Source organism: Streptomyces kaniharaensis (assembly GCF_009569385.1).
Taxonomy (GTDB): Bacteria; Actinomycetota; Actinomycetes; order Streptomycetales; family Streptomycetaceae; genus Kitasatospora; species Kitasatospora kaniharaensis.
Map to the genome: position 1 here is coordinate 561,224 of NZ_WBOF01000003.1, position 20,667 is coordinate 581,890.

The following is a 20,667-nucleotide window of genomic DNA, read 5'->3' on the forward strand; positions in this document are numbered from 1 at the left end:
CTTCGAAATGCCCGCGCACGCGGCGGCCCGTTCCGCCGCACGGGCGTCAGTGAACCTTGGCAGCGCCGGCGGTCGGGCGGATCTTCGAGGTCCTCGCCTCGTTCTCGGCCCGGCCGGCTTCGTCCTTCTCACCGTTCTGGGCATTGCCGTCGGCGGCCCGCTGCTCGCCGTCCGCACGGACTCCGACGTCACCGGCGGCGATCTGCGCCGCCACCATCTCGGCGGCCACCTCGGCCGCGAGGTCGTGGATGTTCTCTCCGGCCTCATGGGCCGCCTTCTTCACCTCGAGGGCGAGTCCGACGGACGTCTTGACGACGCCGCGCATCAGCGGCTTGAGGAGCCGCTTGGCCAGTGGCGCGACGATGAGGCCGACCAGGAAGGGCGGTACTACGGGCGGCATGATGCTCCATCCTCTCTACGCATACGTATGACAGGGGACCCCGGACACTGCAGACACCGGAGCAGCGCACAGCTGGGCAGGCGAAAGCACCCATTGTTCGGAATTCGCGATTCGGGTACCGGATCTAATTCCTCACCGATGGGGTCCATCGCCCGCTCTTCCGCCACGGTAGTCGAGTCATGTGCATCGAGACCAAACAGTCCCGGCCTGTTTCACTCATGCGAGTGCTCTTAGGCTTCCCGGTTACCTCGGATTGCCGTATGCACACTCACCGAACGGACCCTTCGCCCGCTTTCCTGCTCAAAGATGACTGCCGAGTTCGCGTGCCACCCGCCGCCGCAGGGCGGGAAACGGCAGCCCGCCGCCGCCCAGCACCGCCTCGTGAAAGGCCCGCACGTCGAAACCTGCGCCCAGCACCGCCTCGGCCCGGGCCCGCAGCCGGCCGAACTCCAGGAAACCCGCGCGGTAGGAGAGAGCCTGCCCGGGCAGGTCCGTCGAATAGCGCAGCAGGTCCGAGGCGATCTGGCCGTCCGCCTCGGTGGAGTTGGCGCGCATGAAGGAGCGCGCCTGCTCCAGGCTCATCGTCCCGAGGTTGAGCCCGGTGTCGACGACGAGGCGCTGCGCGGTGAACCGCTCCTGCGCGAGGCGCCCGTACGCGTCCCACGGGTCGTCGTAGAGGCCCATCTCCCAGCCGAGCCCGGCCGCGTACTCGGCCCAGCCCTCGTTGAACGCGCCGAACTCGGCTACCTCGCGCCGCAGTTGCGGCAGGTGCGGGTCCTCCGCCTGCCTGGCGAGGTGGAAGTGGTGCCCCGGCGCCAGCTCGTGGTAGATCAGCGAGGCCGCGCCCAGCAGCGACCGCTGCGCCAGGCCGGAGCCGTTGTAGCGGTAGCGCCCGACGGGGCTGGCGGCGGTCGGCTGCTGGTAGTACCCGAAGGTCATGCCCGCCTCCAGCGCCCGGTCCAGCCGGGCCAGTCCGTACGGGGCGGCCGGCAGGGCGGCGAACCATCGTGGCAGCAGTGGGGCCAGCCGGTCGAGGTGGCCGCGGTAGCGGGCCTCGACTTCCTCGGGCGTCCGGGCGTGGAGGCGCGGCTCGGTCCGTAGCCGGTCGTGGAACTCGTCCTCGGGGCCCCGGAAGCCCAGGGTCGTGCGCACCTCGCGCATCCGCTCGGCCAGTTCGCGGCACTGGTCGCGGCCGAGCTCGTGGAGCCGGTCGGGCGGCGTGTCACCCGCGGTGTGGGTCCGGACGAACTCCCGGTACGCCTCCTCGCCGCCCTCGTACCGCGCCCAGCCGACGGCCGACGGCGCCGCGCGCAGGTAAGCGGGATCGTCGAGGACGGCGAGCAGACGGTCGAACGCCGGCGCCAACTCGACTGCGACCAGCCGCCGTACGCCCTCCCGCAGCCTTCCGCGCTCGACCTGCCCCAGCCCGCCGAACCGGCCCTCGTCCACCTCCACCCGGCGTGCCACGGAGGTCCGCAGACCGACGAGTGTGGCGCGAGCCCCGGCCAGGGCCGGCGCGGGGACGTGGAAGCCGCGGGCCGCCTGCGCCACCACCTTGTCGCCGATCGAGCCGACCACCCCGGCCAGCTCGCGCACCAGCGCCAAGTACCGGTCGACGTCGTGCCGTTCGGCGAAACGAAAGGGACCGAGGACCGCATCGACGTACTGCGACAGCGGAAACAGCCGGTACGGCGTCGCGGCGGGCGTCAGCCAGTAGCAGCGGCGGACCCGCACCTCCTGCTCGGCGAGCCCCACGAGGAACGCGGCGGTGTCGGCGTCGGCGCCGGACAGCTCCGTACCGTCGAGCTCCCGGACCTGCGCCAGGACACCCTCCGCGAACCGCGCCCGCTCCTCGGCCTCGCCGATCGACGCCCCCGGCAGCCTCTCGACCGGAAGCCCCTGGCGGACTCTCAGCAGCGGGTCCCGCTCCAGCAGGAACTCCCAGTAGCGGCCCGCCAGAAGGCCGATCTCGCGGCCCGGTTCGTTCGTCCTCACGCGGACAGTGTGGCGATGACGCACCGCTCGGTCGGCCGGCCGGCGAGGCACGGGCCGCGAGATCCCTCGAACGAGGGAATCCCACCGGCCGCTCCCCGGGCCCGTCGGCCAAGGCGGGCGGCCACCGCCGGCTCACTCGAGTCCGCCGAACGGGCTTGCCGAGCAGCGAAGTTGACTCGCCCTCGCCAACCCGCGGTGACACCATGACGGCCATGCCCCGTCACACCGTGCCGGTCCGCCTGGCGGCCACCGGGACCGCCGCGGCCCTCGCGCTGGCCGGCTGCGGCGGCGCCGCCCGGTCCTCGACGAGCACACCCCTCGTGGACCGCGGGACCGTCCGGATCGCGGCGGCCAACGAGACCCCCAGCTTCGACCCGTACTCGGCCTTCGGCGCCGCCCCGGCCCGCTACGCGTACGACTCGCTGGTCAACGTCGCCGCCGACGGCACGCTGGTCTCCGGCCTCGCCTCGTCCTGGCAGGCCACCACGACCACGGCCACCTTCACCCTCCGCCCGGGGATCACCTGCTCCGACGGCACGCCCCTCACCGCCTCGGCGGTGGCCCGGGCCCTGACCTACGCGGGCGACCCGGCCCACCAGCTCGCCGGCGCCCGGACCGTCCTGCCCGGCGTCCCCTTCACCGCGAGCGCCGACGACCCGACCGGCACGGTGTCGGCGACCACCGTCGCCCCCTTCCCGTTTCTCACCCGCACCCTCGGCCTGCTGCCCGTCGTCTGCCCTGCCGGCCTGGACCGGCCCCGGTCGCTGGAGCGCACCAGCCAGGGCACCGGCCCGTACGTGCTGACCCGCTACACCCCCGGCGGGCCGTACGAGTTCACCGTCCGCGACGGCTACGCCTGGGGACCGGCCGGAGCGACCACCGCGACGCCCGGCCTTCCCACGCGGATCGTCATCTCGGTGGTGCCCCAGGCGTCCACCGCCGCGAACCTGTTGCTCACCGGGGGCGTCGACATCGCGACGGTGTCCGGGCCGGACCGTGCCCGGCTCACCGGCCACGGCCTCGCCGCCACCGACGTACCGACCGTGGTCGGGCTGACCTTCTTCAACCAGCGACCCGGCCGCCCGCTCGGCGACCCGGCGCTGCGCCGGGCCATGGTGGCCGCACTCGACCGGCAGGGCCTCGCCAACGTCGCCGTCGGCGGCACCGGCCGCCCGGCCACCGACTTCGGCGCGGAGGGCGCCGTCTGCCACGCCGACCTCGCCGCCGCCAACCTGCCCGCGCTGGACACCGCCGAGGCACTGCGCGCCGCCGGCTGGACCCGCACCGGCGGCGGTCCCCTGGCCAAGGACGGGCGACCGCTCCGGCTGCGCCTGATCACCAGCCCGGACCTCGGCCCGACCCTGCCGTCCGTGGCCGAGCTGATGGCCCGGACCTGGACGGGACTCGGCGCGGACGTCCGGCTGGTCGGCGAGAGCCTGCCCGCCCTGGTGAACGCGATGTACCAGACCGGCGAGTTCGACGTCGTGGTGGGCAGCACGCCGGGCTTCGCCCTGCCGGTCGGCTTCGTCCCGTTCTTCTCCGGCCCGGCCCCCGCCGAGGGGCTCAACTTCGCGGGCGTCGCCAACCCCGAGTACGACGACCTGGTCGCCCAGGCGCTCCAGGAGACCGACACGGCGGGCTGCGGCACCTGGAACCGGGCCGCCGCAGCGCTGTTCCGCTCCGCCGACGCTCTCCCGATCGCGGACGGCCAGAGCACCGTCTACGGCCACCGCACCACCTTCGCCACCACCTTCGGCGGCGCCGTCATCCCCACCAGCATCCGCCTCCACCAGTGACCGGGGGACCCGACGTGTCCTTGCCCCACCTGCCGCGGCACCCATGGACGGCGTTCCTCGCCCGTCGCGCGGCCCGGCTGGTCCTCTCGCTCGGGGTCGTGCTCACCGCGTCCTTCGCGATGATCCGCCTCGTCCCCGGCGACCCGGTCCGCGCCGCCCTCGGCGTCGACGCCTCCCCCGCCCTGGTGGCCGCCCGCAGGCAGCAACTCGGGCTCGACGCTCCCTTCCCGTCCCAGTACCGGCAGTACCTGGAGGGCCTCGTGCACGGCGATCTCGGGACCTCGCTGGTCACCGGGACACCGGTCGCGGAACTGGTCCGCACCCGGCTGCCGGCCACCCTCGAAGTCGCCCTCCTCGCGTTCCTCGTCACCCTCGCCGTCGCCCTGCCCTGCGGGCTGCTCGCCGCCGTCCACACCCGGGACGGGCGGCGCCCGCGCACCGAGCTGGCGTTCACGGCGCTGACCGCGGGCCTGGCCGGGGTGCCGGACTTCGTCCTGGCCGCCGGGCTCACCGCGCTGCTGGCCGTCGGCCTCCAGCTGCTCCCCGTGGCGGGCGCGGCGGGCGCCGAGTCTTTCGTCCTGCCGGTCCTCGCGCTCTCCCTCGCGCCCACCGCCGTCCTGGTGCGCATCGTCCGGGTCGAGGCGCTGAAGGTGCTGTCCGAGGACTACATGCGCACCGCCCGGGCCAAGCGGCTGTCACCGGCCCGCCGCTACCTGCGGCACGCGGCGCCGAACACGGCGACCGCCGCGCTCACCGTCGCCGGCAGCCTGCTGCCCGCCATGATCGCCGGCACGGTGCTGGTCGAGAAGGTGTTCGCCTGGCCCGGCATCGGTTCGGCGATGGCCCAGTCCGTGGTCGCGCAGGACTACCCGGTGGTCCAGGCGATGGTGCTGATCCTGGGTGCGACGGTGCTGCTCGCCGGCCTCCTGGTCGACCTGGTGCTGGCGCTGCTGGACCCGCGCTCGGCCCTGCGGGACATGTGAGGAGCCGATGTCCCTCCCCCTCCGGCAGCTGCGCTCGCCCATGGCCTGGGTCGCGACCACGATGCTGGCGTCGCTCGTCCTCCTCGCGCTCGTGGGCCCGCTGGTCTGGGGCGAGACGGCCGACCGCCCCGACCCCTCCGCGGTGTTGCAGGGCCCGTCCGCCGTGCACCCGTTCGGCACCGACAACCTCGGCCGGGACCTGCTCGCCCGGGTGCTTACGGCCACCCGGCCCTCGTTGCTGCTCGCGCTGGCGGCGGCTGTGCTGGGCGCCACCGCGGGCGTCCTCCTCGGGGCGTCCACCGCCGTCGTGGGCACTCGTGCCCGCCGCCTGCTCGCCTCGCTGATCAACCTCCTGCTCGCCTTCCCCGCCCTGCTGGTCGCGCTCTTCCTCGCGGTCGTCCTCGGCGCGGGGCCCGCCGGGGCGATGCTCGCCCTCGCCGTCGCGGGCGTCCCGGGGTTCGCCCGGCTCGCCCAGACACTCGCCGCCGCGGTCGCCGGCACCGACCACCTGGCCGCGGCCCGCGTCCTCGGCCTGCGCCGGCACCGTCTCCTCGTGCGGCACGTCCTGCCCAACATCGCCGAACCTCTGATGCTCGGCGCCACCACGGCGGCGGGCACGGCACTCGTCGCCCTCTCCGGGCTGAGCTTCCTCGGTCTGGGCGTGCAGCCGCCCGGCTACGACTGGGGACAACTGCTCAACCAGGGGCTCGACCGCGTCTACGCACAGCCGCTGCCCGCCCTCGCCCCCGGCCTCGCCATCCTCTACGCGGCCCTGACGTTCCAACTGCTCGGCGAGGTCCTGGCCGGCGGCGTCGCCCGGCGCGGCCCGGCGTCCCGCACACCCCCGCCACCGACCATTCCGAGCGGGCCCGCCGAGGACGGCCACGTGCTCCAGGTCGAGGACCTCACCGTCGAACTCCCCACGCCGGACGGGCTGATCCGGCCGGTTCGCGGCGTCTCGCTCGCCCTGCGGGCCGGCGAGATCGTCGGGCTCGTCGGCGAGTCCGGCTCCGGCAAGTCGCTCACCGCACTCGCGATCGCCGACCTGCTCCCGGCCCCGGCCCGGGTCCACCGCCGGACCCTGCGCCTGCTCGGCGCCGACCTCGCCACCATGACGCCGAAGGAACGCGACCGCCACCTCGCGACCGGCCTGGCGATGATCTTCCAGAACCCGGCCACGGCGCTCAACCCGTCGCTCCGGGTCGCCACCCAGCTCACCGAGACCGTCCGGGCCCACCGCGGCGCGGGCCGCGCACAGGCCGCCGAACAGGCCGCCGACGCGCTGCGCCAGGTCGCCCTCCTCCCGGCGCTCCTGCGCTCACGCCCCCACCAGCTCTCCGGCGGCCAGCGCCAGCGCGTGATGATCGCGTCCGGCCTGATGGTACGGCCGGGACTGATCATCGCCGACGAGCCGACCACCGCACTCGACGTCACCGTGCAGCGGCAGATCACCCGGCTGCTCTCCGACATCCGGCGGGGCACCTCCGCCGCCGTCCTGTTCATCAGCCACGACGTCGCGCTCGTGGCCGAGCTGTGCGACCGGGTCCTGGTGATGTACGCCGGGACGGTCGTCGAGAGCCTGCCCGCCGACCGGCTCGCCAGCGCCGCCCGGCATCCCTACACCCGGGCCCTGGTCGCGTCGGTGCCGGACCTCACCGCGGACCGCGACCTGCCACTGCCGACCGTGGAGGGAACGCCTCCCGACCCGCTCGCTCCTGACCCCGGCTGCCCGTTCGAGCCCCGCTGCGCGCACCGGCGGGAGCGCTGCGCAGAGGAGGCCCCGCCCCTGGCCGGCCTCGACGCCGGCCAGCGGGTCGCGTGCTGGCACCCACTGCCGCGGCCGGCGGTCCCGTCATGACCGGTCTGAGGCTCTGCGACCTGACCGTCCACCACCACGGACCGCACGGCCCGGTCACCGCGGTGGACGGCGTCTCGCTGGAGATCCCGCCCGGCACGACGCTCGGGCTGGTGGGCGAGTCCGGCTCGGGGAAGTCGAGTCTGGCCCGCGCGATCGTCGGGCTCACCCCCGTGCACGCGGGCCGGGTCCTGCTCGACGGCCAGGAGGTCCGCGTCCGGACCGTCCGGGCCCGGCGCCGGCTGGGCCGCCTGGTCCAGATCGTCCTCCAGGACCCGGACACCGCGCTCGACCCCCGGATGACGGTCCGCCAGACGCTCGTCGAGGCGGCCACCGCCTTCCACCGGCTCGACCGGCGCGCCCGCGCCGAGCGCGTCACCGGCCTGCTCGACCTCGTCGGGCTGGATCCGCGGCTCGCCGACCGGCTGCCACGGCAGCTGTCCGGCGGCCAGCGCCAGCGGGTCGCCATCGCCCGCGCCCTGGCCGTCGGGCCCGGCCTGCTGATCGCCGACGAGATCACGTCGGCGCTCGACGTCTCCGTGCAGGCGTCCGTCCTCAACACGATCCGCGAGCTCCAGCGGAAGCTGGGCCTGTCCATGCTGTTCATCGGCCACAACCTGCCCGCGGTCTGCCACGTCTCCGACACGGTGGCCGTGATGCACCGCGGCCGGATCGTCGAGACGGCCCCCACCGAGGACCTCCTGCGCGGCCCCCGGCACCCGTACACCCGGGCACTGCTCGCCTCCGTACCGACCCTGCCCACCCCACCGCCCGCAGAGAGGCCCTCATGACCGTCAGCCCACCGGACGCCGTGGTGGTCGGAGCCGGCGTGATCGGCGCCGCCGTCGCCCTCGAACTCGCGCGCGGCGGACGAAGGGTCGTCGTCGTGGACAAGGGCGGGGCCGCCGGCCACGGCTCCACCAGCGCCTCCAGTGCGATCATCAGGTTCAACTACTCCACCTTCGCCAGCGTCGCCACCGCATGGGAGGCCCACCACATCTGGGCGTCCTGGCCGGACCACCTACGGCTCACCGGCCGGCGGCCGCTCGCGGCCTTCCATCGCACCGGAGCCGTGCTGCTCGACGCCCCTGGCGCCGCACCCGCGAGCGCTATCGCCCTGTTCGACCGCGCCGGCGTCCCGTACGAGCGATGGGACACCCCGACGCTGCGCCGGCGCCTCCCCGGGATCGACCCCGGGCGGTACTGGCCGCCGAAGCCGGTGGACGACGACGCGTTCTTCGCCGAGCCCACCGGCGAGCTCGGCGCCCTGATCACCCCGGACGCCGGATTCGTCGACGACCCCCAGCTCGCCGCGCAGAACCTGGCGGACGCGGCGGGCGCGCTGGGGGCCCGATTCCTGTTCCACCACACCGTGACGGGCGTCGACCGGCGCGCACACCGCGTGGCGGGCATCCGCCTGGCCGACGGGACGAAGATCGCCGCGCCGGTCGTGGTCAACGCCGCCGGCCCGTGGTCGGGCGGCCTCAACCGGCTGGCGGGCGTCGAAGGCGACTTCACCGTCGGTGTGCGGCCGCTGCGCCAGGAGGTCCACCAGGTCGCCGCACCGGGCGGTTACGCCACCGGCTCCGGCCTCGGCCCCGTGGTCGCTGACCTCGACCTCGGCACGTACATGAGAGCCGCGCCCGGCGGCCGGCTGCTCGTCGGCGGCACCCAGCCGGCCTGCGACCCGCCGGAGTGGATCGACGATCCGGACGCGGCCGACCCCCGTCCGACCGCCAACCGCTTCCGGACCCAGGTGACCCGGGCGGCGCGCCGCTTCCCCGGGCTCGCCGTCCCCAACCGGCCGCTCGGTGTCGCCGGCGTGTACGACGTCGCCGACGACTGGACCCCGATCTACGACCGCACCGCCCTCGATGGCTACTACGTCGCCATGGGCACGAGCGGCAACCAGTTCAAGAACGCCCCGCTGGTGGGCCGCTTCCTGGCGTCGCTGATCGACCGGGTCGAAGCCGGTCAGGACCACGACCACGAACCGGTCCGCCACCGCTGCGAGCACACCGGCAACGTCGTCGACCTGGGCGCCTTCTCCCGCCGGCGCCCGGTCCGCGAGGGCTCCCCCCGCACGGTCATGGGCTGACCGACCGGCGCCCGCCGCTCAACGGGGCTCAGTACCGAGCTCGCGCGCCAGATCCCAGACCACGTCGGCCACGAACTCGGGCACCTCGTGCGGGAAGTCATGGCCGGTGCCCTCGGGTGTGTGGACGGCCCGAGCCGCCGTCGACGTCGCCAGGTAGCGCGTCCTGGTGCGGAGGTAGAAGCGGCCGATCCGCTCGGCCTCGGCGGCGTCTCGGGCCGCTTCCAGCACCGTCTCGCCGCCCGTGAGGTCGCGGGGTGTGACCAGCAGCAGCGGCAGGTCACCGAGGTCCCCGTCGTAGACCACCGTCTCCCAGCCCACCCTCGCCAGGCCGGACGGCGACAGCTCGGCGAAGATCGACGCGGCGGCACAGTCCTGGCCGGTGCGGCCGCCGTCGCCACGGTATGCACCGAACAGGTGCCGCACCGCCTTCACCACGAACCTCCGGCGCATCCCCGCGACGAGCCTGTTCGACGGCGCGAAGGCGATCACCTCCGGGGGCGTCGGGTCCAGCAGCACGACTCCGGCCGCCAGGTCCGGTCGCCGCCGCGCCGCGTTCGCGACCAGCAGGCCGCCGAAGGAATGGCCGACGAACAGGAACGGCGCCCGCTCCCCGGCTGCCTCCAGGGCTGTCAGCAGCTCCTCCGCCTCGGTCGCCGTGGTCCGCGGGAAGGGACCGACGTCGCTCCAGCCCGAACCGAGCCGGTCGACCAGGACCGAGCGCGTGCGCGCCGCGAGCAGCGTGTGCAGCTCCCGGAAGTCGTCGCCGGCGGCGTGCCCACCGGGCATCCACACGACCGTCGGGGTGCCCGCGGTCTCTCCCTCACCCAGGACGTGCATCCGGTGACCGCCCACATCGACCAGCCGCCCCGGCGGCCGATGCGCACGCGCCGCACGGGCCACCAGCACCAGGTGGCGCACGGCCCCTGCCAGCAGCACCGCACCGACAGCCACCATGGCGCCACCGAGCGCCACCGCCCATGCCACGTCGAGAGCCACGAGACCGGCGCCGACCGCGACCACCAGCAGCGCGACCGGCACCCCCAGCCAGTCACGGCTCAGCAGCGTCAGTAAGGAGTTCGCCACTCGTCCGTCCCGGCGCATCGGTCCTCCGCGGCAACAGCATCCGAAACCGATCCTTGCTCGTCTCCTTCCCCCAACCGTCCCTCACGACGCAGGCGTCGGCCCGCAACCAACAGGAAACACACCGCACATGACCGGAAGCCCGACGTCACCGGGGACTCAGCCCCACCGCAGATCGCCGAGGCCTCGGGAGTGGCCCGCGCCACCGTCCACCGCCGCTTCGCCGGCCGGCAGGCACTGATCGACACGCTTGCCGCCTCGGCCGTCGAGCGGCTCGCCTGGGCCCCTCGTCGGCGAGGCTCTGAACACCCCGAGACCGACCCCGACCTGCTGGCCACCCCAAGTGGCCGACGCCCTGTTGTACGGCGTCGGGCTCCCGCTGATCACTCACCGTGTCCGCCGAGCCCGGCCGGACCACGGCATCGGCTTCACCTGAACCACCATCAACGTGTGGGAATAACAGGCTGTTCCCACTCCACTACGGCCGCACATTCTCCGGCACTGTGCACCCGCTCCCGTGAACCCCGCCCCAGTGGAAGAACATGACAAGACGTCACGCTATCGTCATGCCTGCTTCACACGAAGCACCTCCGAACAGGAGATGCTTCGCCCGGGCGCCCCTGACACAGGGTGACCGGAGAGCGCTTTGAAACTCGGGGGGACCGTAGCCATGACCACACGCCGCACCATCGCCGCACCACTCGCCATCGGCCTGCTCGCCACCGCTGCCGCCCTGGTGCCGGTGACGCCGGCCGGAGCCGCCGGCACCGGCGACCTGCCGTTCGGCTCGGCCACCACCGTCGGCCTGCACAACACCTACGACCCCGCCGCGTTCGGGTACCTCGCCCAGGGCCTGGACACCGGCACCGGCATGATCGAGCTGGACGTCTGGACGGACGTCATCACCAAGGAGTGGAAGGTCAGCCACTCCAACCCGCTCGGCAACGCCAACAACTGCACCGCCGCGAGCACTCCGGCCCAGCTCTACTCCGGCGGCGCCAACAAGAACCTGGAGCACTGCCTCGACGACATCCGGGTCTGGCTCGGCGCCCACCCCGGATCCGGTCCGCTGGTGGTCAAGCTGGAGCTCAAGGCGGGCTTCGCCGCCAACCACGGCATGGGGCCCGCGCAGCTGGACGCGCTGATCGCCGCCCACCTGGGCTCCGCCGTGCTCCGCCCCGCCGACCTGCTCGCCCGGCCCGGCGGCGGCTCGTACGCCACCGTCGACGAGGCGGTGCGGGCCGGCAACTGGCCCAGCCGGGCGGCTCTTTCGGGGCGTGTCCTGCTGTACGCCATCCCCGGGACGGTCGAGGAGAGCAACCCCTTCGACACCCTGCACACCGACGTCGAGTACGGGCGGCACCTGCGCGACCTGGCCGCGGCCGGGCGCATCAAGGACGCCCAGCTCTTCCCCGCCGTGCACGGCGCCGCCGCCGGCGACCCGCGCACCGCGTACACCGGCGCGGACGCCGGGATCAGGCCGTGGTTCGTCGTCTTCGACGGCGACGCCGCCACCTACACCGGCGGCATCGACACCGCCTGGTACGACCGTTCGCACTACCTCCTGGTCATGACGGACGCCCAGAACGTCGCCCCCGCGATCAGCGCCACCGACCCGACGGCCGACCAGGCCCGGGCCCGTACCGCGCAGCTCGCCCGGGCGCACGCGAGCATCGTGTCCAGCGACTGGCGCCGGCTGCCGTCCGTCCAGTCGCTGGTCCTGCCGCGAGGCTGAACCTGCCGCGGCGAGGCCGACGTCGGTTCGCCGTGTTCCGTTCAGATGCCGATTACCCCACCATGGGACGGTGTCCTGCGCGCCTACGCGCGTAGCGCCGCCTCCTGCATGTCCCCCACAACGCAAGGAAACTGACGCATGCGCAGTGCCAGAAACACCATCAGACCGCTCGCCCTCGCCGCCGCCACCGTGACGGTGCTCGCCGGCGCGAGCGCCGTACCCCACCAGGTCGCCGCGGCCGCGACGCCGGCCGCCGCGACGAGCGCGACCGCGCCGCACCGGATCCTGTTCGACAACAGCAAGGCGGAGACCGCCGGCAACGCGGACTGGATCATCAGTACCAGCCAGCCGGACCCGCTCGCCGAGAACGCCAACCCCCAGTCCGAGAGCGACTGGACGGGCGCCCTCTCCAGCTGGGGCGTCGCCCTCCAGAAGACCGGCCAGTACAGCCTCAAGACCCTGCCGAGCGGCTCCACCATCACCTACGGCACCGGTGGCGCGCTGGACCTCGCCAACTTCGACGAGTTCGTCCTGCCCGAGCCCAACATCCGGCTGAGCGACGCCGAGAAGACCGCCGTCATGACGTTCGTCCAGAACGGCGGCGGGCTCTTCCTGATCTCCGACCACACCCGCAGCGACCGCAACAACGACGGCTGGGACTCCCCCGCCATCATCAACGACCTGATGACCACCAACTCGGTCAACAGCAACGACCCCTTCGGGCTCTCGGTCGACCTGCTCAACATCCAGACCGACAACCCGACCGCCATCAACGACGCCAACGACCCCGTCCTGCACGGCTCCTTCGGCGACGTCACCGGCAGCATCATCCGCAACGGCACCACCTTCACCCTCAAGCCCACCGACAACCCCACCGTCAAGGGCATCGTCTACCGCACCGGCTACTCCGGGAACACCGGCGCCTTCTTCGCCACCAGCTCCTTCGGCAAGGGCCGCATGGCCATCTGGGGCGACAGCTCGGCCATCGACGACGGCACGGGCGACCCCGGCAAGAACATCTTCGACGGCTGGAACGACCCGGCCGGCACCGACGCCGCGCTCGCCCTCAACGCCACCGCCTGGCTCGCCTCCGGCAACGGCGGCGCCACCACCGGCAGCGTCGGCCTCACCAACCCCGGCGCCCAGACGGCCACCGCCGGAACCGCCACCAGCCTCAAGCTCTCCGCTACCGACACTGCCGGGGGCACCCTGAGCTACGCCGCCACCGGCCTGCCCGCCGGCCTCGGCATCAACACCACGACCGGGCTGATCAGCGGCACCCCGACCACCGCCGGAACCTATTCCGTGACGGCCACCGCCACGGACTCCAAGGGCCCGTCCGCCACCGCAACCTTCACCTGGACCGTCCAGCCCTCCGGCGGCGGCAGCACCTGCACCGCGGCCCAGCTGCTCACCAACCCCGGCTTCGAGACCGGCTCCTCGGCCGGCTGGACGGAGACCAACTCCGGCGGCTCCAGCACCATCAACAGCAGCTCCAGCGAGCCGCCGCACTCCGGCACGTACGACGCCTGGCTCGACGGCTACGGCAGCACCAACACCGACACGCTCGCCCAGACGGTGACCCTGCCGACCGGCTGCAGCACCTACACCTTCAGCTTCTGGCTGCACATCGACACCGCCGCGAGCGGCACCACCGCCTTCGACAAGCTGACGGTGACCGCCAACGGCACCACCCTGGCGACCTACTCCAACGTCGACGCGGCCGCCGGCTACCAGAAGCACACCTTCAACCTGGCCGCCTACGCCGGCCAGACGGTGACCCTCAAGTTCACCGGCGCCGAGGACTACACCAAGCAGACCTCCTTCGTCCTCGACGACACCGCCGTCAACGTGTCCTGACACCCGGTGTGACCCGGACGTGAACGGCCGCCGGTCGCCCTCCCACCCGGGAGGGCGACCGGCGAACTTCCGTCGGCTCCGCGAGCAGGGGCTGCTCTCCGACGCCCTCGCGCTGTACCGTCCGACGGCCGAGAAGGAGCACCTGCCGTCCATGGAGGACACGGCCGCGATCCTGGAGCAGACGGGCCCGACGGACGAGGCGCTGGCGTGGTACGAGCGCGCCGCCATGAAGGGCGCCCCCAGGGCACGGAAGGAGGCCCGGCGCCTGCGTCGCGCCGCGAGGGCGGCCCAGGCCTCCATGGCCGAGCAGGAGGCCGCGGCGGTGCAGAAGCCGAAGGCTTCGCAGGGGGCGGCGGCAGACCCGCCGTCACCGAGCGAGCTCGCCCGGACGCACGAGCGGAACGGCCGCCCTGCGGGAGGCCCTTGAGTACTTCGCCGGGCCGAGCTCTCGGTACCGCTGGGCCCAGGAGAACGGTGACGACACCCACGCCACCCCGGGAGCTCGCCCGCCTGGCGGCCGAACATCCTGGCATTGAGTTGAAATGGCCAGCAACTGGTGGATTGCTGACGCGACTTGATATGCACTACGCCGCCGGCCTGATCGTGGTCGACCCAGCCGGCTCACCGCGCGGTCTCAGCGGGTCTCCGGCACGCCGAGCCGCGGCTCAGCCGTGACGCCCCGGTGGTGCGCGAAGAACTGACGGTAGGTCAGCCGCCAGACCTGCTCCTCGCCGGTCTCGGCCGGGGCGAGGGCCTCGGCGGGGCGGCGCAGGTGTTCCGTGAAGCCGAGGCGGGCCGGGACGGCGGCGCTGGCGTGGTTGGCCGGGTCGTGGACGATCTCGACCCAGTCGACGCCGGGGAGGCGGAAGGCCTGGTCGACCAGGGCGCGCGCGGCCCGCGTGGCCACTCCGCGGCGGGTGGCGGCGGGGTGCAGCCAGTAGCCGATCTCGCGACCGTCGTCCGGGGTGCCGTCGCTCCGGAACAGTGAGCAGGCGCCGACGATGGCGCCGTCCAGCACGATCGCGTACGTGAACCCCTCGCCGCTCGCCCACTGCTCAGGGCAGCCGGCCAGGAACTCGGTGGTCTTGGCCAGGCTGTGCTCGGCGACCCACGGCATCCACGGGCGCAGGTGCTCCAGCGACTCTTCGATGACCCGGAAGAACTCCGGAAGATCCGCCTCGCCGTCGAAGCGACGCAGCGTCAGGTCGCCCAGGTCGATCACCTGCTGTGGAAGGTCCATGCAGGGAGGATCGTCTGCGGTGGCTCCCCACGGCAACGGGATTACCCGGCGCCGGGTGGTCGCACGCGGGTACCACGCGTTCCCAGGCCGCCCTGATTACGGCGTTTCCCCGGGGCGCCGAGGAAACGCCGTAACCCGCAGAGCGGCTCAGCCGGCCCAGCGCAGCACGGCGCCGAGGCCGCCGGGCGGACCGGGGACGGTGTCCGGGACGAGCAGGGCCTCCGCCCGCACGTCCGCGGCGCAGCGCAGCAGGGCGTCGGCCGCGGGGGCCTGCTGCGGCTGGGGCACGCCCATGCTGCGGACGTCGCCGCGCTGGACGCCGATGTGCTCGGGGCGCGGGCCGGTCCAGACCGGGCGTTCGGGGTCGTGCCCGCTCGTCTGGAGGAGCAGCGCGGCGAGCTGGTGCTGCCGGGCGGCCGTGACGACGGCGGGGATGCCCTGGGCGGCGGCGCCGGGTGCGGTCTCGGTGCCGTTGGCGTCGGTGGCGTGTTCGCCGGGGCGGCCGACGCCGACCCGGAAGGCGTCCAGCACGGTGTCCAGGTGGCGGCTGCGGTGGTCGTTCCAGGCGTCGGCGATGCGGAGGTCGAAGACGTCGCGGGCGATCCCGTCGGCGCGGCCGCCGCCGTCGACCTCGACGGTGTCCGGACGCAGTTGCTGCGGCAGGCGCTCGTGGACGGCGCGGCGCTGGCGGACGTCGCCGGTGAGGACGAGCAGGCGGGCGCCGCTCTCGGGCCAGACCCGGGCGAGGTGGTCGGCGATGATCGTGGCGGTGCGGTCCCAGGTGTCCTCCACGCGGTGCCGGTAGTGCCATTCGTACCGGTCGGCGGGCGGGGCGCGGTGGCCGCGGCCCTGCCACTGGGGCCCTTCGACGGTGCCGACCTGCGCGGCGCCGCCGAGGTCGTGCCGTTCCAGCTGGGCGCCGGTGCGGTCGATGGCGGCGACCAGGCAGCTGGGAACCGCGTCGTCGAGCAGGCCGAGCAGCGGGGCGGTGTGCGGGAGCGGCGCCCAGGTGGCGGCGATGTCGGGCGGCGAGACGGCGAGCGGGACGTCGAGGGTCACCTCGCCGTCCGCGGCGAACAGCGCGCGCCCGGGCGGGGAGTCGGCGGCCGGCTCCGAGGCGAGGTGGTCGCGGACGGCGGCGCAGGTGCGCTCGTCGGTGCCGAGGTCGGCGAGCCGGTGCACGGAGGCGCGATCGATCAGCGCCCGGCGCTGGGCGGCGTCCTCGGTGGTGCGGGAGGTGTCGAGGTAGACGGAGGCCCAGGGGCCGGGCCGGTCGAGCAACGGGGTGAGAAACGCAAGGTCCATAACGGCCTCCCCGTGGTCAGTTGGGTTACTCGGGCACCTACCCGGCCCCGGCCCGGGGACACCCGGTGAGCCGCGCTTGGTGCGCGAGTTCGCCTCATGACCGCCGGCGAAGGCCGGCACGGCCGCCCGGCCGCCCCGGTGGGAGGCTGGTAGCAGGACGACTCGATCCCGACCGCTCACCAGCGGTCCTCGCTGCGGAGCCCGCGATGACGACGAGGATTCTGCTGGAGGGACGCCCCGGCACCGGAAAGACCACCGCGATCCGCCGGTTGGCGGCGCTGCTGCACGCCCGGGAGGCGGTCGGGTTCACCACGGAGGAGATCCGCGTGAACGGTGTCCGTGTCGGCTTCGCGCTGGAGACGCTGGCGGGCCGGCGGGCCGTGCTCGCCCATGTCGGCCTTCCGGGGCCGCCACGGGTCGGGCGGTACGGCGTCGACCTCGGGGTCATGGAGCAGTTGGCGCTGCCCTCCCTGGCGTGGGCCGTTCCGGACACCTCCGCCGCGCCGTCTCCACGGGCGCTCGTGCTCATCGACGAGCTCGGGCGGATGGAGCTGGCGTACCGCCCGTTCGAGGACGCCGTCCGGGTCCTGTTCGCGGCGGACGTCGACGTCGTCGCCACCGTGCGGGCGCAGCCCGGTCCGCTCACCGACGCCCTCAAGCAGCGCACCGATGTCGAGGTCCTCCGGCTCACCCGGGCGAACCGGGACGCCCTTCCGGCGGAGCTGGCGGCACGCCTGGAGCCGGCCGGGCGCTGAGCCGGCGCGGCACGAGAGGACGCACACGATGGCCCGCCACGGCCGGACGGCAGCCGCGATCGTCCGACGACGCGACGACTGGAACGCCGGGCTGCTGGGCGCCTCCGCCCGCTGGGCCGAGCGCGCCGACCGGTGCGCCCGCTGGACCGCCCGAGGCGTCGAGCGGTGCCGCCGCTGGGCGCGCGAGGGAGCGGAGCGGCCCGGCGAGATGGCGCCCCCGTCGTGGTTCCACATCGCCCTCCCGTTCGGCATCGCGTGGTACCGGGCCGTCGGCGGCACGGCGCGGGCGTGGTGCCGGGTGGCCCGCCCGTCCTGCCTGATCCTCGCCCGCATCCTCCGCGGAGCACTCACCGCCCTGGCCTTCGTCCTGTGAGGCGTCCGCCCGGCAGGCCTTCGTCGGCGCCGTACCCCTCCGCCGACTTCGACGTGGATTTCCAGCGGGTCGTCAAGTGGGCGGAGTTGAGCACCGCCGAGGCCTCGGCGGATCGCGGGGACGCGATGGCTCACGCGGAAGGACACGGACGGCGACCTGCACGTTCCCGATCTGACGGTCCGGCCAGGCGTCAAGCCCGCGCGCGAGCGAGGTGGGTGGGATCTAACCTGACGGTATGACCGCCCTGCGGCATGTCGGGCTGACAGCGACTCGCGGGCGGTCCCGACGGCACGGCCGCCGGCTCCCCTCGTCCGGTCGGGTGGACGCCCGGCGGGAGGCCGGCCCTGCCCGAAGTCCCTGTCCGACGGTTTCGCCCGAAGGGGTGCTCCGACAACCGCCCGTAGCGGGGCGTCGGCCGCAGCGCCCCGGGGAGGTGGGAGCATGCTCCGCACGACCGCTTCACGGGAGACCTTACGGAGGAGGAGAGCGGGGGCCCTCTTCGCGGCGACGGCTCTCACCGCCGCCGTCTGCGGGATCGGCCCGCCCGGCCACGCGGTGGCAGCCGGCAAAAGCGGGTCACCGGCCTCCGCCGCCCGGACGGCGCCCGTCCACGCGTGTCCGGACGAGCCGCTCACCCCGGGTCTGCCGCCGTTGAAGCCCCTGCCGAACACCGTGCCGCTGCCCGACCCGGTCCACCTTGCGGCCGGGACCGCGGTCTTCGGGGCCCGCTATCCGGGCAATACCCAGTACCTGGTGGCGCCGAGCGACTGGTCCTGCGACGTGGTCTTCTTCAGCGGGGACGGCGGCGAGCAGGCGTACATCCACCCCGGCGCCCACACGAACGACCCGCTCAGCGCCCAGTACACCTCGCTCGTGCAGGCCGTCTTCAACAGCGGCGGCGTGCAGACCGACGTCGACCTCGCCTGCCCCTTCATCCCGCAGGCCACGGCCCCGGCCCAGCCGGGCGGGCAGCCGGGCACGTGCCTGGCGAAGCCCCGGCAGCCCGCCGACCAGGTCCACGTCGTGCCGACCAACACCCCCGGCCTCTTCGTCACGGCGGTCGGTGTCCCGGCCGGCGTCCGGGAGTCGAACATCGCCGCGAGCCAACAGGCCCCGCCGTCCGGGCAGACGAATCCGGTGGTCGCCCTGGTGACCCTCCAGGGCCCCGGCGGCACGGCCCAGGAGATCAGTTGCGCGATGCCCAAGCCCGCGGCGACGGCGAACTGTCAGGCGAGCCTGGACTTCTTCCTCGCCACCAGCGCCGTCGGCCAGAAGCTGAGCAGCACCGATCTCTCTAACGCGATCGAGAACCTGAACAACTTCCTCGCCTCCTACCTCGGCTGAGCCCCCGTCTTCCCCGCCACCCCATGCTTGTGCAGGTCAGCCGGGGCGGGCGCGAAGCCGCACTCGCACCGACCGTGTCTCCCTCGTAACCTGAAGGAGCGGGAACAGTGCACTACCGCACGAGCTCCCCCGATGCCGATCGTCCGCGCGCCGCCGCCCGTTCCCGGGGATTGAGGACCAGTCCCAGGTGCCGGCAGGTGCCATCGAGACCGACTCCTCCCGAAGAGGGTGGCGAGCCATGAGGACCGTCAGTCCAGTTCGGCGGCTGCATCTCGCGTTCGGACTCCCGATCGCGCTCGTCGGGCTGACCGGTGTCGGCATCCTGCTCGGTGCCGTCGTGCCGGACCGCGGCGGCTCCCGGTTACCGCTCGTCGTCGCCGGGGTCGTCGCCATCGTCGTGTCGGTGGCCGTCTCCGTCGCCGTGATGGTGCGCACGGCGCGTGAGGTGGACGAGGTGGTGGACCGGGCGGAGACGCTGCGCCTGGCCTGCGACGAGCGCGACCGGCTGGATACGGTCGCCCGGTCCGTCGGCGCCACGATCCGCAACTGCGCCGACAGCGCGGCGGTCCTCGACAGGGCGGTGGAGGGCCTCGGCAGCGGCCTGGACGCCAGCTACGTGATGATCAGGCTGATCGAGGGCGACGTCGCCCCGGTAGTCCGTCGATGGCAGGCCGAGGACACACCGGTGGGCCCGGCTCCCGGCCCCGACCTGCCCCCGGTAGCGTCGCAGAAGCTGCAGGAGCTCTACGACGCGGGCGTCAGCTGGTACGTGGACGATTTCGGCGAGCTCCTCGCCGACTCCGTCGATCCCTCCGACGCGCAGGTGGCGACCGATCTCAGGGACCTGCCCTCCCGGCATCTGACAGCCCTGGGCGAGCTCCACGCGGTCGCGGTCCTGGCCACGCCGTTCGGCGTCGGCGACACGCTGCTCGGCTCAGTGACCCTCATCCGCTCCCGAACGGGGCAGGTGTGGCGCTCGGACGAGATCAGGGCCGCGGAGTCGGTCGCCGCCGGACTCGGCCCCGTGCTCCAGCTCGCGCGGCTCCGCGAGGCCGAGGAGCGCGTCACGGAGGAGCTCCGATCCCTCGACCGCGTCAAGGAGGAGTTCCTCTCCACCGTCTCGCACGAGCTGCGCACCCCGCTCAGCAGCATTTCCGGTTACCTCGAACTGCTGATGGACGAGGGCGAGGGCCGGCTCTCGCAGCGCCAGGTCAACATGCTCGAAGCCATGGATCGCAACGCCACCCGGCTGCAGTCCCTCATCGGAGACCTGCTCACGCTCTCCCAGATCGAGTCCGGTGCCTTCACCACCACCGCCCGGTGCCCCGTGGACCTCGCCCGGCTGCTGGATGCCACGATCACCGTCATCCGACCGGCCGCGGACTCGGTCCCCGTCGCGCTGGAAGCGACCCACCCGCCGGATCCCGTCGTCGTCGACGGGGACGCCCGCCAGCTCCAGCGCGCGCTGATGAACCTGCTGTCGAACGCCGTGAAGTTCACCCCCGCCGGGGGCGCGGTCGGTATCGACGTCACCGCGGAGAACGGCCAGGCGGTCGTGAACGTCAGCGACAACGGGATCGGCATTCCTCCGGAGGAGCAGAAGTCGCTCTTCACCCGGTTCTTCCGGGCCTCGAACGCCACCGAGCTGGAGATTCCCGGTGCGGGCCTCGGCCTGTCCATCGTGCGGACCATCGTCTCCAACCACTCCGGCGACGTCCGGATCCGGTCCCAGGAGGGCAAGGGAACCAGCGTGACCCTGCGCCTGCCCCTGCTGGAGCCGAACCGCACACGAGAACCCAGCCGCTGACACCACGCATACTCCCCCTGCCGCCCCGGCCGATCCAGCTC

Annotated in this window: 17 protein-coding genes; 12 read left to right on the forward strand and 5 right to left on the reverse strand. The window is 73.6% G+C overall.

The window, feature by feature from the left end:
• Positions 1–46: 46 nt before the first annotated feature.
• A complete protein-coding gene (locus tag F7Q99_RS33650) occupies positions 47–400 on the reverse strand; it encodes a DUF5132 domain-containing protein (RefSeq protein ID WP_153468856.1) in 354 nt (117 codons plus the stop codon).
• Between the two features lie 300 nt (positions 401–700).
• The gene (locus F7Q99_RS33655) at positions 701–2,395 is read right to left on the reverse strand and encodes a DUF885 domain-containing protein (protein ID WP_153468859.1); all 1,695 of its coding nucleotides are present in this window, start codon (positions 2,393–2,395) and stop codon (positions 701–703) included.
• Positions 2,396–2,607: 212 nt separating this feature from the next.
• Here F7Q99_RS33655 and F7Q99_RS33660 point away from each other — a divergent pair, with 212 nt between their 5' ends.
• The 5 genes from F7Q99_RS33660 to F7Q99_RS33680 are packed head-to-tail and all read left to right on the forward strand — an operon-like array spanning position 2,608 to position 9,127.
• Positions 2,608–4,191, forward strand: coding sequence for an ABC transporter substrate-binding protein (locus tag F7Q99_RS33660; RefSeq protein ID WP_153468862.1), 1,584 nt, complete (start codon positions 2,608–2,610; stop codon positions 4,189–4,191).
• 14 nt (positions 4,192–4,205) lie between these two features.
• Positions 4,206–5,174, forward strand: coding sequence for an ABC transporter permease (locus F7Q99_RS33665; RefSeq protein WP_326847445.1), 969 nt, complete (start codon positions 4,206–4,208; stop codon positions 5,172–5,174).
• A gap of 7 nt (positions 5,175–5,181) precedes the next feature.
• Entirely contained in the window at positions 5,182–7,032 is a 1,851-nt protein-coding gene (locus F7Q99_RS33670) for a dipeptide/oligopeptide/nickel ABC transporter permease/ATP-binding protein (protein WP_230211136.1), read from the forward strand.
• Positions 7,029–7,820, forward strand: a complete 792-nt coding sequence (locus F7Q99_RS33675) for an ABC transporter ATP-binding protein (protein ID WP_153468865.1) — start codon at positions 7,029–7,031, stop codon at positions 7,818–7,820. Before F7Q99_RS33670 ends, F7Q99_RS33675 begins: the two co-directional genes overlap by 4 nt.
• Positions 7,817–9,127: an NAD(P)/FAD-dependent oxidoreductase gene (locus F7Q99_RS33680; RefSeq protein WP_153468868.1), complete on the forward strand. Its 1,311-nt coding sequence runs from the start codon at positions 7,817–7,819 to the stop codon at positions 9,125–9,127. Before F7Q99_RS33675 ends, F7Q99_RS33680 begins: the two co-directional genes overlap by 4 nt.
• 18 nt (positions 9,128–9,145) lie before the next feature.
• Here the strand turns inward: F7Q99_RS33680 and F7Q99_RS33685 are convergent, their stop codons facing one another.
• The gene (locus F7Q99_RS33685; protein ID WP_153468871.1) at positions 9,146–10,210 is read right to left on the reverse strand and encodes an alpha/beta fold hydrolase; all 1,065 of its coding nucleotides are present in this window, start codon (positions 10,208–10,210) and stop codon (positions 9,146–9,148) included.
• 667 nt (positions 10,211–10,877) lie between these two features.
• On the opposite strand from F7Q99_RS33685, the gene F7Q99_RS33690 reads away from it, so the two are divergent.
• From F7Q99_RS33690 to F7Q99_RS42865, 3 genes are all read left to right on the forward strand, one after another.
• Entirely contained in the window at positions 10,878–11,942 is a 1,065-nt protein-coding gene (locus tag F7Q99_RS33690; protein WP_153468874.1) for a phosphatidylinositol-specific phospholipase C domain-containing protein, read from the forward strand.
• Between the two features lie 138 nt (positions 11,943–12,080).
• Positions 12,081–13,802 (forward strand): Ig domain-containing protein, encoded by a 1,722-nt coding sequence (locus F7Q99_RS33695; RefSeq protein WP_153468877.1) that lies wholly within the window; start codon positions 12,081–12,083, stop codon positions 13,800–13,802.
• A gap of 19 nt (positions 13,803–13,821) precedes the next feature.
• Positions 13,822–14,229: a hypothetical protein gene (locus tag F7Q99_RS42865; RefSeq protein WP_153468880.1), complete on the forward strand. Its 408-nt coding sequence runs from the start codon at positions 13,822–13,824 to the stop codon at positions 14,227–14,229.
• A 207-nt stretch (positions 14,230–14,436) separates the two neighbouring features.
• Here the strand turns inward: F7Q99_RS42865 and F7Q99_RS33705 are convergent, their stop codons facing one another.
• Together F7Q99_RS33705 and F7Q99_RS33710 are read right to left on the reverse strand one after the other, a co-directional pair.
• Entirely contained in the window at positions 14,437–15,042 is a 606-nt protein-coding gene (locus tag F7Q99_RS33705) for a GNAT family N-acetyltransferase (RefSeq protein WP_153468883.1), read from the reverse strand.
• A 147-nt stretch (positions 15,043–15,189) separates the two neighbouring features.
• The gene (locus F7Q99_RS33710) at positions 15,190–16,347 is read right to left on the reverse strand and encodes a baeRF2 domain-containing protein (RefSeq protein WP_153468885.1); all 1,158 of its coding nucleotides are present in this window, start codon (positions 16,345–16,347) and stop codon (positions 15,190–15,192) included.
• 206 nt (positions 16,348–16,553) lie between these two features.
• On the opposite strand from F7Q99_RS33710, the gene F7Q99_RS33715 reads away from it, so the two are divergent.
• The 4 genes from F7Q99_RS33715 (at position 16,554) to F7Q99_RS33730 (ending at position 20,626) form a co-directional block, all read left to right on the forward strand.
• A complete protein-coding gene (locus tag F7Q99_RS33715) occupies positions 16,554–17,102 on the forward strand; it encodes a nucleoside-triphosphatase (protein WP_153468887.1) in 549 nt (182 codons plus the stop codon).
• Positions 17,103–17,130: 28 nt separating this feature from the next.
• The gene (locus F7Q99_RS33720) at positions 17,131–17,475 is read left to right on the forward strand and encodes a hypothetical protein (protein WP_153468890.1); all 345 of its coding nucleotides are present in this window, start codon (positions 17,131–17,133) and stop codon (positions 17,473–17,475) included.
• A 441-nt stretch (positions 17,476–17,916) separates the two neighbouring features.
• Positions 17,917–18,819, forward strand: a complete 903-nt coding sequence (locus F7Q99_RS33725; protein WP_153468893.1) for a hypothetical protein — start codon at positions 17,917–17,919, stop codon at positions 18,817–18,819.
• A 238-nt stretch (positions 18,820–19,057) separates the two neighbouring features.
• Positions 19,058–20,626 carry a sensor histidine kinase gene (locus tag F7Q99_RS33730; protein ID WP_153468895.1) on the forward strand — a complete coding sequence of 523 codons (1,569 nt, stop codon included), beginning with the start codon at positions 19,058–19,060 and terminating at the stop codon, positions 20,624–20,626.
• The last annotated feature ends 41 nt before the right edge of the window (positions 20,627–20,667 follow it).

Excerpts from the sequence above, each read along its gene's own strand:
- F7Q99_RS33650 (WP_153468856.1), bottom strand. The coding sequence starts at position 400 with ATGCCGCCCGTAGTACCGCCCTTCCTGGTCGGCCTCATCGTCGCGCCA.
- F7Q99_RS33660 (WP_153468862.1), top strand. The coding sequence starts at position 2,608 with ATGCCCCGTCACACCGTGCCGGTCCGCCTGGCGGCCACCGGGACCGCC.
- F7Q99_RS33670 (WP_230211136.1), top strand. The coding sequence starts at position 5,182 with ATGTCCCTCCCCCTCCGGCAGCTGCGCTCGCCCATGGCCTGGGTCGCG.
- F7Q99_RS33675 (WP_153468865.1), top strand. The coding sequence starts at position 7,029 with ATGACCGGTCTGAGGCTCTGCGACCTGACCGTCCACCACCACGGACCG.
- F7Q99_RS33680 (WP_153468868.1), top strand. The coding sequence starts at position 7,817 with ATGACCGTCAGCCCACCGGACGCCGTGGTGGTCGGAGCCGGCGTGATC.
- F7Q99_RS33690 (WP_153468874.1), top strand. The coding sequence starts at position 10,878 with ATGACCACACGCCGCACCATCGCCGCACCACTCGCCATCGGCCTGCTC.
- F7Q99_RS33695 (WP_153468877.1), top strand. The coding sequence starts at position 12,081 with ATGCGCAGTGCCAGAAACACCATCAGACCGCTCGCCCTCGCCGCCGCC.
- F7Q99_RS33705 (WP_153468883.1), bottom strand. The coding sequence starts at position 15,042 with ATGGACCTTCCACAGCAGGTGATCGACCTGGGCGACCTGACGCTGCGT.
- F7Q99_RS33710 (WP_153468885.1), bottom strand. The coding sequence starts at position 16,347 with ATGGACCTTGCGTTTCTCACCCCGTTGCTCGACCGGCCCGGCCCCTGG.
- F7Q99_RS33715 (WP_153468887.1), top strand. The coding sequence starts at position 16,554 with ATGACGACGAGGATTCTGCTGGAGGGACGCCCCGGCACCGGAAAGACC.
- F7Q99_RS33720 (WP_153468890.1), top strand. The coding sequence starts at position 17,131 with ATGGCCCGCCACGGCCGGACGGCAGCCGCGATCGTCCGACGACGCGAC.
- F7Q99_RS33725 (WP_153468893.1), top strand. The coding sequence starts at position 17,917 with ATGCTCCGCACGACCGCTTCACGGGAGACCTTACGGAGGAGGAGAGCG.
- F7Q99_RS33730 (WP_153468895.1), top strand. The coding sequence starts at position 19,058 with ATGAGGACCGTCAGTCCAGTTCGGCGGCTGCATCTCGCGTTCGGACTC.